Annotated in this window: 20 protein-coding genes; 13 read left to right on the top strand and 7 right to left on the bottom strand. The window is 61.6% G+C overall.

Going from position 1 to position 19498, the window contains the following annotated elements; all coding sequences use genetic code 11:
- Positions 1-2 precede the first annotated feature (2 nt).
- The 10 genes from nuoE to nuoN all read left to right on the top strand — a co-directional run bounded on the left by nuoE (position 3) and on the right by nuoN (position 11983).
- The gene (gene nuoE, locus ATH90_RS16915) at positions 3-500 is read left to right on the top strand and encodes an NADH-quinone oxidoreductase subunit NuoE (protein WP_003174721.1); all 498 of its coding nucleotides are present in this window, start codon (positions 3-5) and stop codon (positions 498-500) included.
- Positions 497-1852: an NADH-quinone oxidoreductase subunit NuoF gene (gene nuoF, locus ATH90_RS16920; protein ID WP_025858970.1), complete on the top strand. Its 1356-nt coding sequence runs from the start codon at positions 497-499 to the stop codon at positions 1850-1852. The genes nuoE and nuoF overlap by 4 nt, the downstream gene beginning before the upstream one ends.
- Positions 1853-1987: 135 nt before the next feature.
- Positions 1988-4702 (top strand): NADH-quinone oxidoreductase subunit NuoG, encoded by a 2715-nt coding sequence (gene nuoG / locus ATH90_RS16925; RefSeq protein ID WP_034106847.1) that lies wholly within the window; start codon positions 1988-1990, stop codon positions 4700-4702.
- Complete coding sequence (gene nuoH / locus ATH90_RS16930; protein WP_017137518.1) at positions 4699-5706, top strand: NADH-quinone oxidoreductase subunit NuoH; 1008 nt, start codon at positions 4699-4701, stop codon at positions 5704-5706. The genes nuoG and nuoH overlap by 4 nt, the downstream gene beginning before the upstream one ends.
- 11 nt (positions 5707-5717) lie before the next feature.
- A complete protein-coding gene (gene nuoI, locus ATH90_RS16935; protein WP_003174725.1) occupies positions 5718-6266 on the top strand; it encodes an NADH-quinone oxidoreductase subunit NuoI in 549 nt (182 codons plus the stop codon).
- Positions 6267-6275: 9 nt separating this feature from the next.
- Complete coding sequence (gene nuoJ / locus ATH90_RS16940) at positions 6276-6779, top strand: NADH-quinone oxidoreductase subunit J (RefSeq protein ID WP_017476146.1); 504 nt, start codon at positions 6276-6278, stop codon at positions 6777-6779.
- Positions 6780-6781: 2 nt separating this feature from the next.
- The gene (gene nuoK, locus ATH90_RS16945; protein ID WP_003174727.1) at positions 6782-7090 is read left to right on the top strand and encodes an NADH-quinone oxidoreductase subunit NuoK; all 309 of its coding nucleotides are present in this window, start codon (positions 6782-6784) and stop codon (positions 7088-7090) included.
- The gene (nuoL, locus tag ATH90_RS16950) at positions 7087-8940 is read left to right on the top strand and encodes an NADH-quinone oxidoreductase subunit L (RefSeq protein ID WP_034106852.1); all 1854 of its coding nucleotides are present in this window, start codon (positions 7087-7089) and stop codon (positions 8938-8940) included. The genes nuoK and nuoL overlap by 4 nt, the downstream gene beginning before the upstream one ends.
- 39 nt (positions 8941-8979) lie before the next feature.
- Positions 8980-10512, top strand: a complete 1533-nt coding sequence (gene nuoM, locus ATH90_RS16955; protein WP_010209575.1) for an NADH-quinone oxidoreductase subunit M — start codon at positions 8980-8982, stop codon at positions 10510-10512.
- Positions 10513-10519: 7 nt separating this feature from the next.
- A complete protein-coding gene (gene nuoN, locus ATH90_RS16960; protein WP_012724956.1) occupies positions 10520-11983 on the top strand; it encodes an NADH-quinone oxidoreductase subunit NuoN in 1464 nt (487 codons plus the stop codon).
- A gap of 98 nt (positions 11984-12081) precedes the next feature.
- On the opposite strand, the gene ATH90_RS16965 is transcribed toward nuoN, so the two are convergent.
- Together ATH90_RS16965 and ATH90_RS16970 are read right to left on the bottom strand one after the other, a co-directional pair.
- Positions 12082-12834, bottom strand: a complete 753-nt coding sequence (locus ATH90_RS16965) for an outer membrane beta-barrel protein (RefSeq protein ID WP_034106856.1) — start codon at positions 12832-12834, stop codon at positions 12082-12084.
- 132 nt (positions 12835-12966) lie between these two features.
- Positions 12967-13794 carry an arylamine N-acetyltransferase family protein gene (locus tag ATH90_RS16970; protein ID WP_069077601.1) on the bottom strand — a complete coding sequence of 276 codons (828 nt, stop codon included), beginning with the start codon at positions 13792-13794 and terminating at the stop codon, positions 12967-12969.
- 120 nt (positions 13795-13914) lie between these two features.
- Between ATH90_RS16970 and ATH90_RS16975 the strand changes: the two genes are divergently transcribed.
- Positions 13915-14151: a DUF6555 family protein gene (locus ATH90_RS16975; protein ID WP_012724960.1), complete on the top strand. Its 237-nt coding sequence runs from the start codon at positions 13915-13917 to the stop codon at positions 14149-14151.
- Between the two features lie 122 nt (positions 14152-14273).
- Here the strand turns inward: ATH90_RS16975 and ATH90_RS16980 are convergent, their stop codons facing one another.
- From ATH90_RS16980 to ATH90_RS16990, 3 genes are all read right to left on the bottom strand, one after another.
- Complete coding sequence (locus ATH90_RS16980) at positions 14274-14684, bottom strand: ASCH domain-containing protein (protein ID WP_034106860.1); 411 nt, start codon at positions 14682-14684, stop codon at positions 14274-14276.
- Between the two features lie 264 nt (positions 14685-14948).
- Complete coding sequence (locus ATH90_RS16985) at positions 14949-15149, bottom strand: DUF6021 family protein (RefSeq protein ID WP_098466840.1); 201 nt, start codon at positions 15147-15149, stop codon at positions 14949-14951.
- 14 nt (positions 15150-15163) lie between these two features.
- Positions 15164-15343, bottom strand: a complete 180-nt coding sequence (locus tag ATH90_RS16990) for a hypothetical protein (protein WP_034106863.1) — start codon at positions 15341-15343, stop codon at positions 15164-15166.
- A 113-nt stretch (positions 15344-15456) separates the two neighbouring features.
- On the opposite strand from ATH90_RS16990, the gene ATH90_RS16995 reads away from it, so the two are divergent.
- The gene (locus tag ATH90_RS16995; RefSeq protein ID WP_098466841.1) at positions 15457-15978 is read left to right on the top strand and encodes a DUF3087 domain-containing protein; all 522 of its coding nucleotides are present in this window, start codon (positions 15457-15459) and stop codon (positions 15976-15978) included.
- Positions 15979-15990: 12 nt separating this feature from the next.
- Here the strand turns inward: ATH90_RS16995 and ATH90_RS17000 are convergent, their stop codons facing one another.
- Entirely contained in the window at positions 15991-17121 is a 1131-nt protein-coding gene (locus tag ATH90_RS17000; protein ID WP_034106867.1) for an MFS transporter, read from the bottom strand.
- A gap of 70 nt (positions 17122-17191) precedes the next feature.
- Complete coding sequence (locus ATH90_RS17005; protein ID WP_098466842.1) at positions 17192-18556, bottom strand: MFS transporter; 1365 nt, start codon at positions 18554-18556, stop codon at positions 17192-17194.
- A gap of 190 nt (positions 18557-18746) precedes the next feature.
- Here ATH90_RS17005 and ATH90_RS17010 point away from each other — a divergent pair, with 190 nt between their 5' ends.
- Positions 18747-19493 (top strand): carbonic anhydrase, encoded by a 747-nt coding sequence (locus ATH90_RS17010; protein ID WP_098466843.1) that lies wholly within the window; start codon positions 18747-18749, stop codon positions 19491-19493.
- Positions 19494-19498: the final 5 nt, after the last annotated feature.

Consider the following 19498-nt stretch of genomic DNA (forward strand, 5'->3'; position numbering starts at 1 on the left):
GCATGAACAGCACGCTTATCCAGACAGACCGTTTCACCCTGAGTGAAACCGAGCGCTCGGCCATCGAGCACGAGCTGCATCACTACGAAGACCCGCGCGCGGCGTCGATCGAAGCCCTGAAGATCGTCCAGAAGGAACGTGGCTGGGTGCCGGACGGCGCCCTCTACGCCATCGGCGAGATCCTCGGCATCCCTGCCAGCGACGTTGAAGGCGTGGCCACGTTCTACAGCCAGATCTTCCGCCAGCCGGTCGGCCGTCACATCATTCGCGTGTGCGACAGCATGGTCTGCTACATCGGAGGCCACGAATCGGTGGTCAGCGAAATCCAGAACAAGCTGGGCATCGGCCTCGGCCAGACCACCCCGGACGGCCGCTTCACGCTGCTGCCGGTGTGCTGCCTGGGCAACTGCGACAAGGCGCCGGCGTTGATGATCGACGACGACACATTCGGTGACGTGCAGCCCGCTGGCGTGACCCAATTGCTCGAGGGCTACCCATGACCCTGACCTCTTTCGGCCCGGCGAACCTGATCAAGCGTTCGCCTGAAACCCATCCGCTGACCTGGCGCCTGCGGGACGATGCCGAACCCGTATGGTTCGACGAATACCAGGCCAAGAACGGTTACGCCGCTGCGCGCAAAGCCTTCGCCGACATGGCCCAGGACGACATCGTCCAGACCGTGAAAGACGCCGGCCTCAAAGGTCGCGGTGGTGCAGGCTTCCCCACTGGCGTGAAGTGGGGCCTGATGCCCAAGGACGAATCCATCAACATCCGCTACCTGCTGTGCAACGCGGATGAAATGGAACCCAACACCTGGAAAGACCGCATGCTGATGGAGCAACTGCCCCATCTGCTGATCGAAGGCATGCTGATCAGCGCCCGCGCGCTGAAAACCTACCGTGGCTACATCTTCCTGCGTGGCGAGTACACCACCGCCGCCAAGCACCTCAACCGTGCCGTGGAAGAAGCCAAGGCCGCAGGCCTGTTGGGCAAGAACATCCTCGGTTCCGGTTTCGACTTCGAACTGTTCGTGCACACTGGCGCCGGGCGTTACATCTGCGGTGAAGAAACCGCACTGATCAACTCCCTCGAAGGTCGCCGTGCCAACCCGCGCTCCAAGCCGCCCTTCCCTGCCGCCGTTGGCGTGTGGGGCAAGCCGACTTGCGTGAACAACGTCGAGACCCTGTGCAACGTGCCGGCGATCATTGCCGACGGCGTTGACTGGTACAAATCGTTGGCCCGCGAAGGCAGCGAAGACATGGGCACCAAGCTCATGGGCTTCTCCGGCAAGGTCAAGAACCCTGGTCTGTGGGAGCTGCCGTTCGGCGTGACCGCACGCGAGTTGTTCGAGGACTACGCCGGCGGCATGCGCGACGGTTACACCCTCAAGGCCTGGCAGCCAGGCGGCGCCGGTACTGGCTTCCTGCTGCCCGAGCACCTCGACGCACAAATGTATGCCGGCGGCATCGGCAAGGTGGGCACCCGGATGGGTACCGGCCTGGCCATGGCGGTCGACAACACCGTGAACATGGTGTCCTTGCTGCGCAACATGGAGCAGTTCTTTGCCCGCGAATCCTGCGGCTTCTGCACCCCATGCCGCGACGGCCTGCCTTGGAGCGTCAAGCTGCTGATGGCCCTGGAAAACGGCGAAGGCCGTGAGGGTGACATCGAGACCCTGCTGGGTCTGGTCGGTTTCCTTGGCCCGGGCAAGACCTTCTGTGCTCACGCACCGGGCGCCGTGGAGCCATTGGGCAGCGCAATCAAATACTTCCGCTCGGAGTTCGAAGCCGGCATCGCGCCTACCAGCGCCGCCGTCCCGCCTCTGGCAAGGCCGATCGTAGTCGGCGCGTAACGCTTTAAAAGGCGAAGGGTCCGTGCCCTTCGCCTTCTCATGGGGTGACGCCGTAAAGGCTGTGTTGAGGCCCATGAATAACAAGATTCCATTAGCCACGCCCGCTGACAACGGGCCAACGAAGAACTTTGAACCATGGCCACTATCCACGTAGACGGCAAAGCGCTCGAAGTCGATGGGGCGGACAACCTGTTACAGGCATGTCTGTCACTAGGCCTCGACATCCCGTATTTCTGCTGGCACCCCGCGCTTGGTAGCGTCGGTGCCTGTCGCCAGTGCGCGGTCAAGCAGTACACCGACGAGAACGACACCCGTGGTCGTATCGTCATGTCCTGCATGACGCCAGCCACCGACAACACCTGGATCTCCATCGACGATGAAGAATCCAAGGCGTTCCGCGCCAGTGTCGTCGAGTGGCTGATGACCAACCACCCTCACGACTGCCCGGTCTGTGAGGAAGGTGGTCACTGCCACCTGCAAGACATGACGGTGATGACCGGCCACAACGAGCGCCGTTATCGCTTCACCAAGCGTACCCACCAGAACCAGGACCTCGGCCCGTTCATTTCCCACGAAATGAACCGCTGCATCGCCTGCTATCGCTGCGTGCGCTTCTATAAAGACTACGCCGGCGGCACCGACCTCGGCGTATTCGGCGCCCACGACAACGTGTACTTCGGTCGCGTTGAAGACGGCGTGCTCGAAAGCGAGTTCTCCGGCAACCTCACCGAGGTCTGCCCGACCGGTGTGTTCACCGACAAGACTCACTCCGAGCGCTACAACCGTAAATGGGACATGCAGTTCTCGCCGAGCATCTGCCATGGCTGCTCCAGCGGTTGCAACATCTCCCCGGGCGAGCGCTACGGCGAATTGCGTCGGATCGAAAACCGCTTCAACGGTTCGGTCAACCAGTACTTCCTGTGCGACCGTGGCCGTTTCGGCTATGGCTACGTCAACCGCGAAGACCGTCCCCGCCAGCCGCTGCTGGCCGATGGCGCCAAGCTGAGCCTGGACGACGCGCTGGATAAAGCCGCCGACCTGCTGCGCGGCCGCAACATCGTCGGGATCGGTTCGCCCCGTGCCAGCCTCGAAAGCAACTACGCGTTGCGCGAACTGGTCGGCGCCGAGCACTTCTACTCCGGCATCGAAGCCGGTGAGCTGGAGCGCATCCGCCTAGTCCTGCAAGTGCTGAACGACAGCCCGCTGCCGGTGCCGAACATGCGCGACATCGAAGACCACGACGCCATCTTCGTGCTCGGTGAAGACCTGACCCAGACCGCCGCCCGCATCGCCCTGTCGCTGCGCCAGTCGGTCAAAGGCAAGGCCGAAGACATGGCCGACGCCATGCGCGTCCAGCCTTGGCTCGACGCCGCGGTGAAAAACATCGGCCAGCACGCGCTGAACCCGCTGTTTATTGCAAGCCTGGCTGAAACCAAGCTCGACGACATCGCCGAAGAATGCGTCCACGCGGCACCGGACGACCTGGCGCGCATCGGTTTTGCCGTGGCCCACGCCCTCGACGCCAGCGCACCAGCCGTCGAAGGCCTGGACACTGAAGCCGGTGAACTGGCCCAGCGCATTGCCGACGCCCTGCTGGCGGCCAAGCGCCCATTGATCATTGCCGGCACCTCGTTGGGTTCCAAGGCATTGATCGAGGCGGCGGCGAATATTGCGAAAGCCCTGAAGCTGCGCGACAAGAACGGTTCGATCAGCCTGGTCGTGCCGGAAGCCAACAGCCTTGGCCTGGCCATGCTCGGTGGCGAGTCCCTGGACGCGGCCCTGCAAGCAGTGACCGATGGCAACGCTGACGCCATCGTGGTGCTGGAAAACGACCTGTACACCCGCACCGATGCCGCCAAGGTCGACGCTGCGCTGAACGCCGCGAAGGTCCTGATCGTCGCCGACCACCAGAAGACCGCCACCAGCGATCGCGCCCACCTGGTGCTGCCAGCCGCCACCTTCGCCGAAGGCGACGGTACCCTGGTCAGCCAGGAAGGCCGCGCCCAGCGCTTCTTCCAGGTGTTCGATCCGAAGTACATGGACGCCAGCATCCTGGTTCACGAAGGCTGGCGCTGGCTGCATGCCCTGCGCGCGACCCTGCTGAACCAGCCGATCGACTGGACCCAGCTCGACCACGTGACCGCCGCCTGCGCCGCAAGCGCACCGCAACTGGCACGTATCGTCGACGCCGCACCGTCCGCCGCGTTCCGCATCAAGGGCATGAAACTGGCCCGTGAACCGCTGCGTTACTCCGGTCGTACCGCCATGCGCGCCAACATCAGCGTGCACGAACCGCGTACGCCGCAAGACCCCGACACCGCGTTCGCCTTCTCCATGGAAGGTTACTCGGGTTCGGTCGAGCCGCGTCAGCAGGTGCCATTCGCCTGGTCGCCGGGCTGGAACTCGCCACAGGCCTGGAACAAGTTCCAGGACGAAGTCGGTGGTCATATCCGCGCTGGCGACCCAGGCACTCGCCTGATCGAAAGCCAAGGTGACGCGCTGAACTGGTTCGCTGCCGTACCGCGTCCGTTCAACCCGGCCCAGGGCACCTGGCAGGTTGTGCCGTTCTTCCACCTGTTCGGCAGCGAAGAGAACTCTTCCAAGGCCGCGCCGGTTCAAGAACGCATCCCGCAAGCCTATGTATCGGTGGCCAAGTCCGAAGCTGACCGCCTGGGCGTCAACGACGGTGCCCTGCTCAGCCTGAACGTGGCTGGCCAGACCTTGCGCCTGCCGCTGCGCATCAATGATCAATTGGGTGCTGGCCTGGTTGCACTGCCCAAAGGCCTCGCCGGTATTCCACCGGCGATCTTTGGCAAAACCGTTGACGGTCTGCAGGAGGCAGCGCAATGACCTGGTTCACCCCTGAAGTGATCGACGTGATCATCTCGGTCGTCAAGGCCATCGTGATCCTGTTGGCCGTGGTCGTCGCGGGCGCCCTGCTCAGCTTCGTGGAGCGTCGCCTGCTGGGCTGGTGGCAGGACCGTTACGGTCCGAACCGCGTTGGCCCGTTTGGTATGTTCCAGATCGCCGCCGACATGCTGAAAATGTTCTTCAAGGAAGACTGGACCCCGCCGTTTGCCGACAAGGTGATCTTCACCCTGGCACCGGTCGTGGCCATGAGCGCCTTGCTGATCGCCTTTGCGATCATCCCGATCACCCCGACCTGGGGCGTGGCGGACCTGAACATCGGCTTGCTGTTCTTCTTCGCCATGGCCGGCCTGTCGGTGTACGCGGTGCTGTTCGCCGGTTGGTCGAGCAACAACAAGTTCGCCCTGCTGGGCAGCTTGCGGGCGTCGGCCCAGACCGTGTCCTACGAAGTGTTCATGGGCCTCGCGCTGATGGGCATCGTGGTGCAGGTGGGCTCGTTCAACATGCGCGACATCGTCGAGTACCAGGCACAGAACCTGTGGTTCATCATTCCGCAGTTCTTCGGCTTCTGTACCTTCTTCATCGCTGGCGTCGCCGTGACTCACCGTCACCCGTTCGACCAGCCGGAAGCGGAACAGGAACTGGCCGACGGTTACCACATCGAATACGCCGGCATGAAATGGGGCATGTTCTTCGTCGGTGAGTACATCGGCATCATCTTGATCTCGGCCCTGCTGGTCACGCTGTTCTTCGGCGGCTGGCACGGTCCATTCGGCATCCTGCCGCAGTTGGCGTTCTTCTGGTTCTTCCTGAAGACCGCGTTCTTCATCATGTTGTTTATCCTGCTGCGCGCTTCCATTCCGCGTCCACGATACGACCAGGTGATGGATTTCAGCTGGCGCTTCTGCCTGCCGCTGACCCTGATCAATTTGCTGGTGACTGCTGCCGTTGTGTTGTTGAACACGCCAGCGGGCGCGGTTCAGTGAGGATTTGACCCATGTTCAAATATATTGGTGACATCGTTAAGGGTACCGGTACCCAGTTGCGAAGCCTGGTGATGGTGTTCGGTCACGGCTTCCGCAAACGCGACACCCTGCAATACCCGGAAGAAGCGGTATACCTGCCGCCGCGCTATCGCGGCCGCATCGTGCTGACCCGCGACCCCGATGGCGAAGAGCGCTGCGTAGCCTGCAACCTCTGCGCCGTGGCATGCCCTGTGGGTTGCATCTCCCTGCAGAAAGCTGAAACCGAAGACGGTCGCTGGTACCCGGACTTCTTCCGCATCAACTTCTCGCGCTGCATTTTCTGCGGCCTCTGCGAGGAAGCTTGCCCGACCACCGCAATCCAGCTGACACCGGATTTCGAGATGGCCGAGTTCAAACGTCAGGACCTGGTGTACGAGAAAGAAGATCTGCTGATCTCTGGTCCCGGTAAAAACCCTGATTACAACTTCTATCGTGTTGCAGGTATGGCCGTTGCCGGTAAGCCGAAGGGCGCCGCACAAAACGAAGCCGAGCCGATCAACGTGAAGAGCTTGCTGCCTTAAGGAAGAAAGATGGAATTCGCTTTCTATTTCGCATCGGGTATCGCGGTTGTGTCCACGCTTCGCGTGATCACCAACACCAATCCCGTGCACGCCCTGCTCTACCTGATCATTTCGCTGATCGCCGTGGCCATGACCTTCTTCAGCCTCGGCGCACCGTTCGCCGGTGTGCTGGAAGTGATCGCCTACGCCGGCGCCATCATGGTGCTGTTCGTGTTTGTGGTGATGATGCTCAACCTGGGGCCGGCCTCGGTCGCCCAGGAACGCGTCTGGCTCAAGCCTGGCATCTGGCTCGGCCCGGTGATCCTGGCAGCCCTGCTGCTGGCTGAACTGCTGTATGTGCTGTTCGCTCACCAGAGCGGCCAGGCCATCGGCCACACCACCGTGGACGCGAAAGCCGTGGGCATCAGCCTGTTCGGCCCGTACCTGCTGGTGGTCGAACTGGCGTCGATGCTGCTGCTCGCCGCAGCCATCACTGCCTTCCACTTGGGCCGTAACGAAGCCAAGGAGCAATGACGATGCCTGCTATCCCTTTGGAGCATGGTCTGGCGGTCGCCGGCATCCTGTTCTGCCTTGGCCTGGTCGGCCTGATGGTCCGCCGTAACATTCTGTTCGTGTTGATGAGCCTGGAAATCATGATGAACGCCGCGGCACTGGCGTTCATTGTTGCGGGTGCACGTTGGGGCCAGCCGGATGGACAAGTCATGTTCATCCTGGTGATCAGCCTGGCAGCCGCCGAGGCCAGTATTGGCCTGGCGATCCTGCTGCAACTGTATCGTCGCTTCCACACGCTTGATATCGACGCTGCCAGTGAGATGCGCGGATGAACATGATCTTTCTGACTTTCGTATTCCCCCTGATCGGTTTCCTGCTGCTGTCGTTCTCCCGTGGACGCTGGTCGGAAAACGTTTCTGCCCTGGTGGGTGTGGGTTCCATTGGCCTGTCGGCGATTGTTGCCGCCTATGTCATCTGGCAATTCAACGTGGCGCCGCCGGAAGGCGGTCACTACACCCTGGTGCTGTGGCAGTGGATGTCGGTGGAGGGCTTCAAGCCCAACTTCGCCCTCTACGTCGACGGCCTGTCGATCACCATGCTCGGCGTGGTGGTCGGCGTGGGCTTCCTGATCCACCTGTTCGCGTCCTGGTACATGCGCGGTGAAGCCGGTTACTCGCGCTTCTTCTCGTACACCAACCTGTTTATCGCCAGCATGCTGTTCCTGGTGCTGGGCGATAACCTGTTGTTCCTGTACTTCGGCTGGGAAGGCGTGGGCCTGTGCTCGTACCTGTTGATCGGTTTCTACTACAGCAACCGCAACAACGGCAACGCGGCACTCAAGGCCTTCATCGTTACCCGGATCGGCGACGTGTTCATGGCCATCGGCCTGTTCATCCTGTTCCAACAAGTGGGCACGCTGAACATCCAGGAACTGCTGGTGCTGGCACCGCAGAAATTCCAGGTCGGTGACTTCTGGATCACCCTGGCCACCCTGATGTTGCTGGGCGGTGCCGTGGGTAAATCCGCGCAACTGCCACTGCAAACCTGGCTGGCGGACGCGATGGCCGGCCCTACCCCGGTTTCCGCACTGATTCACGCGGCAACCATGGTGACTGCGGGTGTCTACCTGATCGCCCGTACCCACGGCCTGTTCACCCTGGCGCCGGACATCCTGCACCTGGTGGGCATCGTCGGTGGCGTGACCCTGGTACTGGCCGGCTTCGCCGCGCTGGTGCAGACCGACATCAAGCGGATTCTCGCCTACTCGACCATGAGCCAGATCGGCTACATGTTCCTGGCCCTGGGCGTCGGTGCCTGGGACGCGGCGATCTTCCACCTGATGACCCACGCGTTCTTCAAGGCCCTGTTGTTCCTGGCGTCCGGTGCGGTGATCGTTGCCTGCCACCACGAGCAGAACATCTTCAAGATGGGCGGCCTGTGGAAGAAACTGCCACTGGCCTACGCCAGCTTCATCGTCGGTGGTGCCGCACTCGCCGCCCTGCCACTGGTGACCGCTGGTTTCTACTCGAAAGACGAAATCCTCTGGGAAGCCTTTGCCAGCGGTAACCAGAACCTGCTGTACGCAGGCCTGGTGGGTGCGTTCATGACCTCGCTGTACACCTTCCGCCTGATCTTCATCACTTTCCACGGTGAAGCCAAGACCGAAGCACACGCAGGCCACGGCGTCTCGCACTGGCTGCCATTGTCGGTACTGATCATCCTGTCGACGTTCATCGGCGCCATGATCACCCCGCCTCTGCACGGTGTACTGCCACAAAGCGTCGGCCACGCCGGCGGCGAAGCCAAGCACAGCCTGGAGATCGCCTCGGGTGCCATCGCCATTGCCGGTATCCTGCTGGCGGCCCTGCTGTTCCTCGGCAAGCGCCGCTTCGTGACCGCCGTTGCCAACAGTGGCATTGGCCGCTTCCTCTCGGCCTGGTGGTTCGCTGCCTGGGGCTTCGACTGGATCTACGACAAACTGTTCGTCAAGCCTTACCTGGCTATCAGCCACATTCTGCGTAAAGACCCGCTCGACCAGACCATCGGTTTGATCCCGCGTGCCGCCAAGGCCGGCCACACCGCCCTGAGCCGCAGCGAGACGGGCCAATTGCGTTGGTATGCAGCTTCCATGGCGGCGGGTGCCGTGCTGGTGATCGGCGCCATCGTAGTGGTAGCGGTCTGATATGAACTTTGCGAACTTGCGAAAGGAAACGAGCCCGTCATGATTCTGCCCTGGCTAATCCTGATCCCCTTTATCGGCGGCCTGCTCTGCTGGATGGGTGAACGCTTCGGCGCCACCCTCCCCCGCTGGATTGCGTTGCTGACCATGTCCCTGGAACTCGCGCTCGGCCTCTGGCTGTGGGCCCATGGCGACTATTCATTTGCTCCGGCACCGGGTGTCGATCCCACCTTCGCGCTTGAATTCAAGCACGTGTGGATCCAGCGCTTCGGCATCAACGTGCACCTGGCCCTCGACGGCCTGTCGCTGTTGATGATCCTGCTGACCGGCCTGCTGGGTATCCTCTCGGTACTCTGCTCCTGGAAAGAGATCCAGCGTCACGTGGGCTTCTTCCACCTGAACCTGATGTGGATCCTGGGCGGTGTTGTCGGCGTGTTCCTCGCCCTCGACCTGTTCATGTTCTTCTTCTTCTGGGAAATGATGCTGGTGCCGATGTACTTCCTCATCGCGCTCTGGGGTCACAGTTCTTCGGACGGCAAGAAAACCCGGATCTACGCAGCGACCAAGTTCTTCATCTTCACCCAGGCTTCCGGCCTGATCATGTTGGTGGCGATCCTGGGCCTGGTACTGGTCAACTTCAACAACACCGGCGTGATTACCTTCAACTACGCCGACCTGTTGAAGACCAAGATGTCCCTGACCACCGAGTACATCCTGATGCTGGGCTTCTTCATCGCCTTCGCGGTGAAGCTGCCGGTGGTGCCGTTCCACTCCTGGCTGCCTGACGCTCACGCCCAGGCGCCGACCGCAGGTTCCGTGGACCTGGCCGGTATCCTGTTGAAGACAGCTGCCTACGGCCTGCTGCGTTTCGCGCTTCCGCTGTTCCCGAATGCCTCGGCCGAGTTCGCGCCGATCGCCATGACCCTGGGTCTGATCGGGATCTTCTACGGTGCGTTCCTGGCGTTCGCGCAAACCGACATCAAGCGTCTGATTGCCTTCTCGTCCGTTTCCCACATGGGTTTCGTACTGATCGGCATCTATTCCGGCAGCCAACTGGCACTGCAAGGCGCAGTGATCCAAATGCTGGCCCACGGTGTTTCGGCTGCGGCGCTGTTTATCCTGAGCGGTCAGCTGTACGAGCGCCTGCACACCCGTGACATGCGTGAAATGGGTGGCGTGTGGTCGCGCATCGCGTACCTGCCAGCGATCAGCCTGTTCTTCGCCGCTGCGTCCCTGGGCTTGCCAGGCACCGGTAACTTCATCGGTGAGTTCCTGATCCTGATGGGTGCCTTCGTGCAGACGCCGTGGATCAGCGCCATTGCCACTTCCGGCCTGGTGTTCGGTTCGGTCTACTCGCTGATCATGATCCACCGCGCCTACTTCGGCCCGGCCAAGTCCGACACCGTCCTGCAAGGGATGGATGCGCGCGAACTGATCATGGTGCTCGGCCTTGCGGTACTGCTGATCTACATCGGCGTGTACCCGCAACCGTTCCTGGACACTTCTGCCGCAACGATGCATGGCGTGCAGCAGTGGTTCGGCACCGCCTTCTCTCAACTCGCTTCGGCCCGGTAAGAGCGCTATGGAATTCACGATCCAACACTTTATCGCGCTTGCGCCGCTGCTGATCACCAGCCTCACCATCGTGGTGGTGATGCTGGCGATCGCCTGGCGCCGCAATCACTCGCAAACGTTCCTGCTGTCCTGTGCCGGTCTGAACCTGGCCCTGCTGTCGATCATCCCGGCCCTCAAGGTCGCGCCACTGGCGGTCACGCCATTGATGATGGTCGATGACTTCGCGTTGCTGTACATCGCGCTGATCCTGGTCGCGACCCTGGCCTGCGTCACCCTCGCCCACGCTTACCTCGGCGAAGGCGGCACCGGCTACCCAGGCAACCGCGAAGAGCTGTACCTGCTGATCCTGCTGGCTGCGGCCGGTGGCATCGTGCTGGTCAGCGCACAGCACCTGGCGGGCCTGTTCATCGGCCTGGAACTGCTGTCGATCCCGACATACGGCCTGGTGGCCTACGCCTTCTTCAACAAGCGCTCCCTGGAAGCCGGCATCAAGTACATGGTGCTGTCGGCGGCCGGTTCCGCGTTCCTGTTGTTCGGTATGGCCCTGCTCTACGCCGAAGCCGGCAACCTGAGCTTCACCGGTATCGGTCACGCCCTCGCGGCCACCAGCATGCCTGCGCCGATTGCCCAACTGGGCCTGGCCATGATGCTGATCGGCCTGGCGTTCAAGCTGTCGCTGGTGCCGTTCCACCTGTGGACCCCGGACGTGTACGAAGGCGCCCCGGCGCCAGTGGCTGCGTTCCTGGCCACCGCGTCGAAAGTGGCTGTGTTTGCGGTGATGGTACGTCTGTTCCAGATCTCCCCTGCCGCCAACACCGGTGTGCTGAGCACTGTACTGACCGTGATCGCCATCGCATCGATCCTGTTCGGTAACCTGCTGGCCCTGACCCAGAACAACCTCAAGCGCCTGCTGGGTTACTCGTCCATCGCCCACTTCGGCTACCTGCTGATCGCCCTGGTGGCGAGCAAAGGCCTGGCCGTTGAAGCCATGGGTGTGTACCTGGTCACCTACGTGATCACCAGCCTCGGCGCGTTCGGCGTGATTACCCTGATGTCCTCGCCGTTCAAAGGCCGTGACGCCGACGCCCTGTACGAGTATCGCGGCCTGTTCTGGCGCCGCCCGTACCTGACCGCCGTACTGACCGTGATGATGCTGTCCCTGGCCGGTATCCCGCTCACTGCCGGCTTTATTGGCAAGTTCTACATCGTCGCCACCGGCGTTGAAGCTCACGAGTGGTGGTTGGTAGCTTCCCTGGTCCTGGGCAGCGCCATCGGCGTGTTCTACTACCTGCGCGTGATGGTCACCCTGTACCTGATCGAGCCAAACCTGCGCCGCGTGGATGCCGAGTTGCATTGGGAACAGAAGGCAGGCGGTGTAATGCTGCTGGCCATCGCCCTGCTCGCGTTCTTCCTGGGCGTGTACCCGCAACCGTTGCTCACCCTGGTGCAGCACGCGGTGCTGGGCGTTTGATCGCTTAGCGGGATGCAGTAAACAAAAACGGCGCCTTAGGGCGCCGTTTTTGCGTTATGGGGAACAGTCAGGACACCGCAGCGCGGTGAATCGACGCGTTAAAACGCGATACCGACCTTGAACCCGTACTCATTACGCTTGAGCTTGGTGTTGTCGGCCACTTCGGAATCACCGTCGAGCTTGTACTCGGTGCGGGTGTAGTACAGGCCCGCGACCACCGGCAGGTCACCCTTCTGGTTCATCAGCAGGCTGACTTCGGCGTAGGGATTGGTGCGGTCCTTGAGGTCCACGGTGTCGCTGCCAAAGTCATCCACCTTGAGCTTGGTGCGGCCATCGATGGTACGACGGGCGCCGGCTTCGACACGCAGGGTCATATCGTCGAACTGGTGGTTGTAGCCCAAGGCCGCCTTGGCGAACGGGGACTTGTTGGTGAGTTTCACATCGAGGTCGTTGATTTCTGGCTCGTAGCGGGTCCAGGTGTAGCCACCGCCCACGATCACGTCGACAAAATTGCGCGCATCCAGCGCGGCTCGCCAGCCGAGATCCAGGTCGGCCTGGCCTTCCTTGAGCTTGTTGTCGCTCTTCTCGCCGTACTTGGCTTCAATGCCGGCCTGGTAGATAAAGCCGGACTCCGCGGTGAGCTTGTTACCGAAGTTGTAGAACAGGCCCGCTTCGGGCATGTGGCTCTTGTCGCTTTGGCTGCCGCCTTCGAATTTGAAATCGTTGTAGCTGCCCAGGATCCCGAAGGTGGAAATCGGGTCGGTGGACGGTGCGGCGAACACCGCAGCAGGCGCAGCGACCAGCGCCAGCAGCGAGGAACCCTTGAGGAATTTTCCGAATAGCTTGGACATCGTTTACATCTCCTTGTCTGGTGAGCAAATTATTCAGGAACCGCTTCGAACCCCGCCTTGCACGAAAGGTTCGAATTAATTTGCACCGACTTGAAGATAAAACGGTTCAGCGAAGGCTCTAGCTCAATATTCTCAAGCGACAGGCAATACAAGACGATCAAGCGCTTGGCGAAGCGTGGCTGAAACCGGCACCCGAACTCCAAAGGTCGCAGTCAGCAAGTCCAACAGCTCATCGGCGCTTTCGAGCGTGCGTTTTTCACTCGGCCGATCCAGGTAATGCACCGCATAACTGGCGTTGTTCAGGGTATGCCGCTTGCCTGGCGCCAAGCGCGCAACTTTCAGTTGACCCACAAAAGGCGAATCCGGGTGTGTGGAGACGTACCAGTTGCCGATCTCGTAGTCGATGGCCGCCTGCACTTGCAAGTCGAACACATACAGCCCGCGCCACTCCCCTGCCACCTGCGCCCACAGCGTGTAGCTGCCCTGCCCGTCGAAGGTCAAGCGGTAGGGTTCATGCGCCGTGGCCTGTACCGTGTCGGTATCCAGCTGCAACGGGCTGCTGGGCACCATGCCGCCAAAGCCGACGTCGCTGATGTAACGCACACCCTCCAGCGTCACCAGGCTCAACCGATGGGTGCGCGCGGTGTGTGCCTCCGGCGGCCCGCCCATCACTACCCGACCGGTAATGCCGCGTGCGTCAAAGCCGAGTTCCTGCAAGAGCGCCAGGAACATCTGGTTCAACTCATAGCAATAACCGCCCCGCCCTTCCAGCAGCACTTTTTGCTCGACGCTGGGCAGGTCGATAGGCACCGGCACGTGCATCAATGTCGACAGGCTCTCGAAAGCAAACGTGCACACGTGGCGCAGTTGCAACGCCTGCAAGGTTTGCAGGGTCGGCGCGGGCGGTGCGTCATAGCCCAGGCGTTGCAGATAGAGGCGGCTATGGGTCAGCAGGGGCATGGTGCAATCCTTGGGCGCGAAGGGATGGCATCACTATGCCGCGCCACCATGCAGATTGTCATTTTGAATGAACCTTTTTGAACGCTCCCGTATCCATCTATAACAACACAGGGAGGCAACATGAGTACCGCAAAAATCTACACCATCCACTACCAGCTGCATGGCAAACCGAAGTCCTTTGTGGTGCGCGCCGAAGTGATGAACAACGCCGAGGCCTGGCATTGGGCGGCCGTTGATGCCGACATTGCGCACGTGAGTCGCGTTGGGCGCGTGGGGCACGAGCAGGTGAAGAAGACGACTCGGCCTTGGGCGGAGAAGTTTGGCATTACCGAGGTAACGTGGGTTGCACCCAAGTAAGGGGGAAAGCCCCGCTATATAGGGCGGGGCTTTCGGCCAACAGCGAAGATTAACATTCGGCACAGAGTCAGCCATGCCCAACGGCTTAACGCCAAGGACAGTGGGTCAGGGAACCTGGTCGTCTACAAGACTTCCACCAGCTCAAACTCTTCGGCGACAAGCTCCATGGCCTCGTCGAACGAGCCCTCTCTTTGAAAAAAATCTCTATGCCCCTGCATCCAGTACGGGAGGCTGAGATCCCCTTCACCTTCCTTCCGTGCAAAATCTTGATCAACGTCGCAGTAACGAACGACACGCAGCAAGATAACCCGAATGACACATACCGGTTCGCGCCTACTGTTGAGGATGATGCTGTAGCCGCCAATGGTGGGTGATTCATCTTCACGGTTGAATGACGAAAGCGAGCAACACGTGGCCGTTTTTATTCCGCTGACAACACGTTCAGCCAGCTCATCGGCCATTTCAGGAGTATCCCCAAATGACCATGCAATGGCGCCGGGGTACCTGGCCTTTAAATCCTCAAGGGTGCTCATGACTAAATCCGTTTAAATCAGGTTGTTGGCGATCTCGCATAAGCCCTGGCTAAATGATCACGGTCGAGGCCTGTGCGCCACTCGGTTGCTGAAGATACTTTATTCTGGTCCAGCAAGGAGGTGATGAAAAAAAACGCCAACCTATGTCGACGTTCAAGATAAAAAAGTGCGCCAGGCCAGCGTTTAAATAGCCAAAGAGAGACTCAAAAACGCACCGTGGCGATGCTTCATTCGCCCACAGCGCTGAGCAACACGGTATCTAGCTCACGGCTTCAAATCGCCCAGAGGATCGTAAGGTGGCTTCTTCTCGTCCTCATCCTTTTTCTCCTTGTCCAATGGCGCAATAGCCGGCCCGATAGGGTCAACCTGCGGATCCGACACATCCGGCGAGTCCGGGTCAAAACCCAGCTCATCCTTGCCACTTGCATGCTCGTCTGAAGACGGGCCTTTCGGCGTATGACTCACGGCGTTCTCCTTGTTTAAAGCGGACGGGCTTTGTCGTGGAGGTTTTCCAGGTTTTCTTCGACGCGCTCTACATCGTCATTGTCTTCGCGCTCTTTCGGGTCGTTGGGGCGCAACGCATCGTTGTCGCGCTCCTCTTCACCGGGTGTGCGGTCAGGGTTTGGGGTACCGGGGGGTGGCTGGTTGTAGTCAGACATGATGGTTCACCTCAAAGGGTCTACACAGGTTTAGAGAAACCGCCGTGCGCCATCGTTCAACTTGTTTGCCCAGGCGTGAGATGATGCCGGCCCCTCCTGGAGACATGACCCGGATGTTCGAACTCAAACCCTGCGACCCCGTGACCTTCCGCCAACAGACCCGGCGCAGCACGCTGATCGTCGCCGTGCTGTTCCTGGCCCTGGCCATGGTGCTGTCGAGCCTGGCGGTAATGCTGTTCGGCGAACCTGGCGGTGACAATTTGCGCTTCAACGTCGGCGGTGTGTTTGCCGGGGTACTGATCACCGTAGCCCTGGTGCGTGGCCCGTTCTGGACCCAGCCGTGGCTGGCGTCGGCGGTGTATGGCTGGCAACTCAAGCGCAGCCTGATGAGCGTGACCAATGTGATGCACAAGGTGAACGAGCGCGTCCAGACCAATGACCCGACGGCGATCAAAGTGCTGCGCTTCTATCACCTGGGCCTGACGCAGATGCATGAACTGGATGCCAACTCCAGCGCCCAGGTGCAGTTGGTCGCCGAGGTTGAGGCACACAAGGCCAAGATGCAGGCACTGGGGATCGATACCGAGCAAACCCGCTTCGACCCTGCTTGGCTGGAAGCCTTCAAGACCGCTTAAGCCAATACACCGTCAGCTGGAAACCTTTGCCCGCCAGCAGAACACCGCGCTCACTGCAATCGCCGCGCCCGCCAGGCCAAACACCCAGGGGGCGGAGGCAATCGGCAGCAAGAGGCCGGCGAGCAATGGGCCGAGGCCAGCGCCGATATCCCGCCACACGGCATTCGAGGCCAAGGCCGACACGCGCATCGAACCTGGGTTGCGCTCGGCCACGAGGGTGGTCACCAGTGGCAGTTGCAGCGCGCGCAGTACCAGCACCGCCGCCGCGCCGACAATGACCCAATAACTGCCGAACGCGGTCAGGGCCAGGGCACTCAAGAACGAAAACAGCAGCAACATCGACGTGGCGCCAAATCGCTGGGCCGCGCGGCCGCCCAAGGGGCTCAGGAGCATTTCCGAGACATAACGCAGCGCCATCAGGCCACCGGCGATGAGTACCGCATCACCCCCCAGCAGCTTCTGCGCCTGGATCGACAGGCCGAAGATAAACAGGCCATCCAGTGCCACCCCTTCGATAAACGACCACACCGCCACACTGTCGGGCCACTTGAAGCGCCGCCCCGGCGTGGTGTGCAGATCATGCCCCGCCGCAGGCAAGCTGCGCGCCACCCACACCCCCACCAGGCAACACCCGGCCAGAATCACAAAGATCGGGCGCGGCCCCGCCCACAGCGTCAGCCAGCCGCCCAGTGGCAGCGCCAGCATCGGCCCGAGGGCAATCAGCGCGCGGGAACGCCCAGCCCGGCGTGCGGCACCGGCCGGCTCCGACGTGGCCAACACTTGGGTCGACAGGTTCAGCGCGGCGAAGCACAGGCCCCACACCAGTCGCAGCCCCAGCAACGCGGCGAAGCCCGATAACACCGAGTTGCCCAAGGCACACAGGGTCGCGGCACCGGCGGCGATCATGCAGGTCAGGCGGTCGCCGTTGCGTGCGTAGAAATTGAGCACGTGCCGGTAGCCGAAAATCCGCACCAGGCGGTTGGCCGCCAGTAATACCCCGGCCTGGGCCAGGGTGATACCAAAGGCCTGGGACTCCATCGGCAGCAGCAGGTAGAGCAACACGTCACTGGGCAAGCATAAAGCCAGGGTCAGCGCAGCTCGGCGCGAGTGCGTATCAGCAGTACGGAGGGCCAGGCTGGACATAAATCTGAAACATCCCGAAATACTCAGGTCGCCACGGTAGCCTTCCGCCGCTCTGTTTTACAACGCCCAATCACGTCTTTTTGCCGTAGGGCAGCACACGCAAGCCACTGGCCACGGCCCCCACCAGGGCAAACCCGCAGCCCAGCCACAACGCATAGTGCGGCCCGCTGCCCAGTGACAGGTGGAAACACAACGCCACCAGTGACGCCCCCAGCGTTTGCCCCAGCAACCGCGAAATCGCTACGATGCCACTGGCCCCTCCGCTGCGAGCCAACGGCGCGCTGGTCATCAATGCCTTGAGGTTGGGCGACTGGAAGAACCCGAAACCGGCGCCACACAGCGCCATGCGCCAGCCGATATCGAACGCCGAGGCCCCACTGCCCAGGGTGGCCAACGCGGCCATTCCCACGCTGAGCATCAACAGGCCGATGCCGCACAGCACGCCAAGGGACACACGGTCGGCCAGACGTCCCGCCACCAGCGCCATCACCGCCACCACGGCCGGCCACGGCGTCATCAAGAAACCGGTTTCCACTTGGCTATGGCCCAGCACCGCCTGCAACATAAATGGCAACGACACAAACGCCAGGCCCTGGGCGCTGAAAGCACAGATAGCGGTCAGGGAAGACAACGCAAAGACCGGACGCTTGAACAGGTCCAGCGCCAGCATCGGCGCCGGGTGCCCGGCCTGGCGCCGCAGCAGCAAGGCGCCGCACACCAGCGCCACGGCGATCAAGCCCAACGTCAGCACGCCCTGGGCCCCGTGCACCGCTGTGCCCAACCCCAACACCAACAAGGCAAACAGCCCCGCGCACAACACGGCGGCAAGACGGTCGAAGGCATGCCCGGTCATTGGCAGGGTCGGCAACGAGCGCAGGCCCAATAGCAGCGCCAGCAACCCCAAGGGCACATTGATCAGGTACAACCAGTGCCAGGTCGCCACCGACAGGATCGCTGATGCGGCGGTTGGCCCCAAGGTAAACGCCAACCCCACCACCAGGGAGTTGTAACCCAGGCCACGCCCGAGCATTTTCGAAGGGTAGATATGCCGCAACAACGCCGTGTTCACGCTCATGATCGCCGCCGCCCCAAGCCCCTGCGCCACCCGTGCGGCAGTCAGGGTGACCAGCGAACCCGCCAGCCCGCACAACAGCGACGACACGATAAACAGCAGTAACCCGCCGAGATACACCCGGCGATGCCCCAGCACGTCACTGAGCGAAGCAAACGGCAGCACCGTGGCAATGATCGCCAACTGGTAGGCATTGACCACCCAGATGACCGAGGCGGAATCGGTGCCAATCCCCTCGGCCAGGGTCGGCAAGGCCGTGTTGACGATGGCCGTGTCCAGTGTCGCCATGCCGATCCCCAGGGAGATCGCGATCACGGCCGGCAAGCGTTTATTGAGGGGCAACCCATCGGCAACAGAAGACATGAACAATCCGCGCAGGTGACAAAGGCTCCAGATTACGGGCAGGCGAGCATTTTTTCAGTGGACAATTGCCTGGCTGTCAAAATATTCATGTTCAGCCGGCACAGCCGCGCGCTACCAGAGTTCTCCTACAGCTTCCCACCGCCTATTTTGCAACCTTGGCGGTTTCTCCCCGCTCTTGAGAACCCAGCCCGTGTCCAAGACTCACGAACCCGCTCCATCCGTCTCGAGCAATGACCGTCGACAATTCCTGCAGCTGGCCGGCGCTGGCGCAGGGGCACTTTTGCTCGCAGGGGCACTGCCCAGCGTTGCGGCGCCTACCGCACCCGTTACACCGCCCAAGCCTGGCGATGAGGCTGACCCGCACCAGGCGTTGGCCCGGTTGATGGCAGGCAATCACCGCTTCGCCGCCAATGTCACTCAGCGCCACGACTTCATGACAGAACGGGAAATACTGGTGAGTCACCAACACCCTTTCGCGACGGTGCTGGGTTGCGCCGACTCAAGAGCTGCCCCCGAGCACATCTTCGACACCGGCCTGGGCGAGCTGTTTACCGTACGAGTAGCGGGCAACTTCGTGACCGACAACGAACTCGCCAGCCTCGAATATGCCGTCGCAGTGCTAGGCACGCCTGTGGTCATGGTGCTCGGACACGACAGTTGCGGCGCACTCTCGGCCGCGGTCAAGGCCATCCAGGAAAACGCCACTTTCCCCGGCAAGATCCAGGGCCTCGCGCAAGCCTTCAAACCCTCCGTGAACAAGGTATTGAAGGCTCCTGGCCCATTGCTTGCCAATGCCATCGCGCAAAACGTCATCGACACCGTCGCGCGCCTCAAGCACGAGCCTGGCCTGCTGCGCGAGGCCGTGGCCCAAGGCAAACTCGGCATCGTCGGCGGCGTTTACCGATTGCACAGCGGAGTCGTGGAGTTGATCGCTTAAGGCCC

Source organism: Pseudomonas lurida (assembly GCF_002563895.1).
Lineage (GTDB): Bacteria > Pseudomonadota > Gammaproteobacteria > Pseudomonadales > Pseudomonadaceae > Aquipseudomonas > Aquipseudomonas lurida.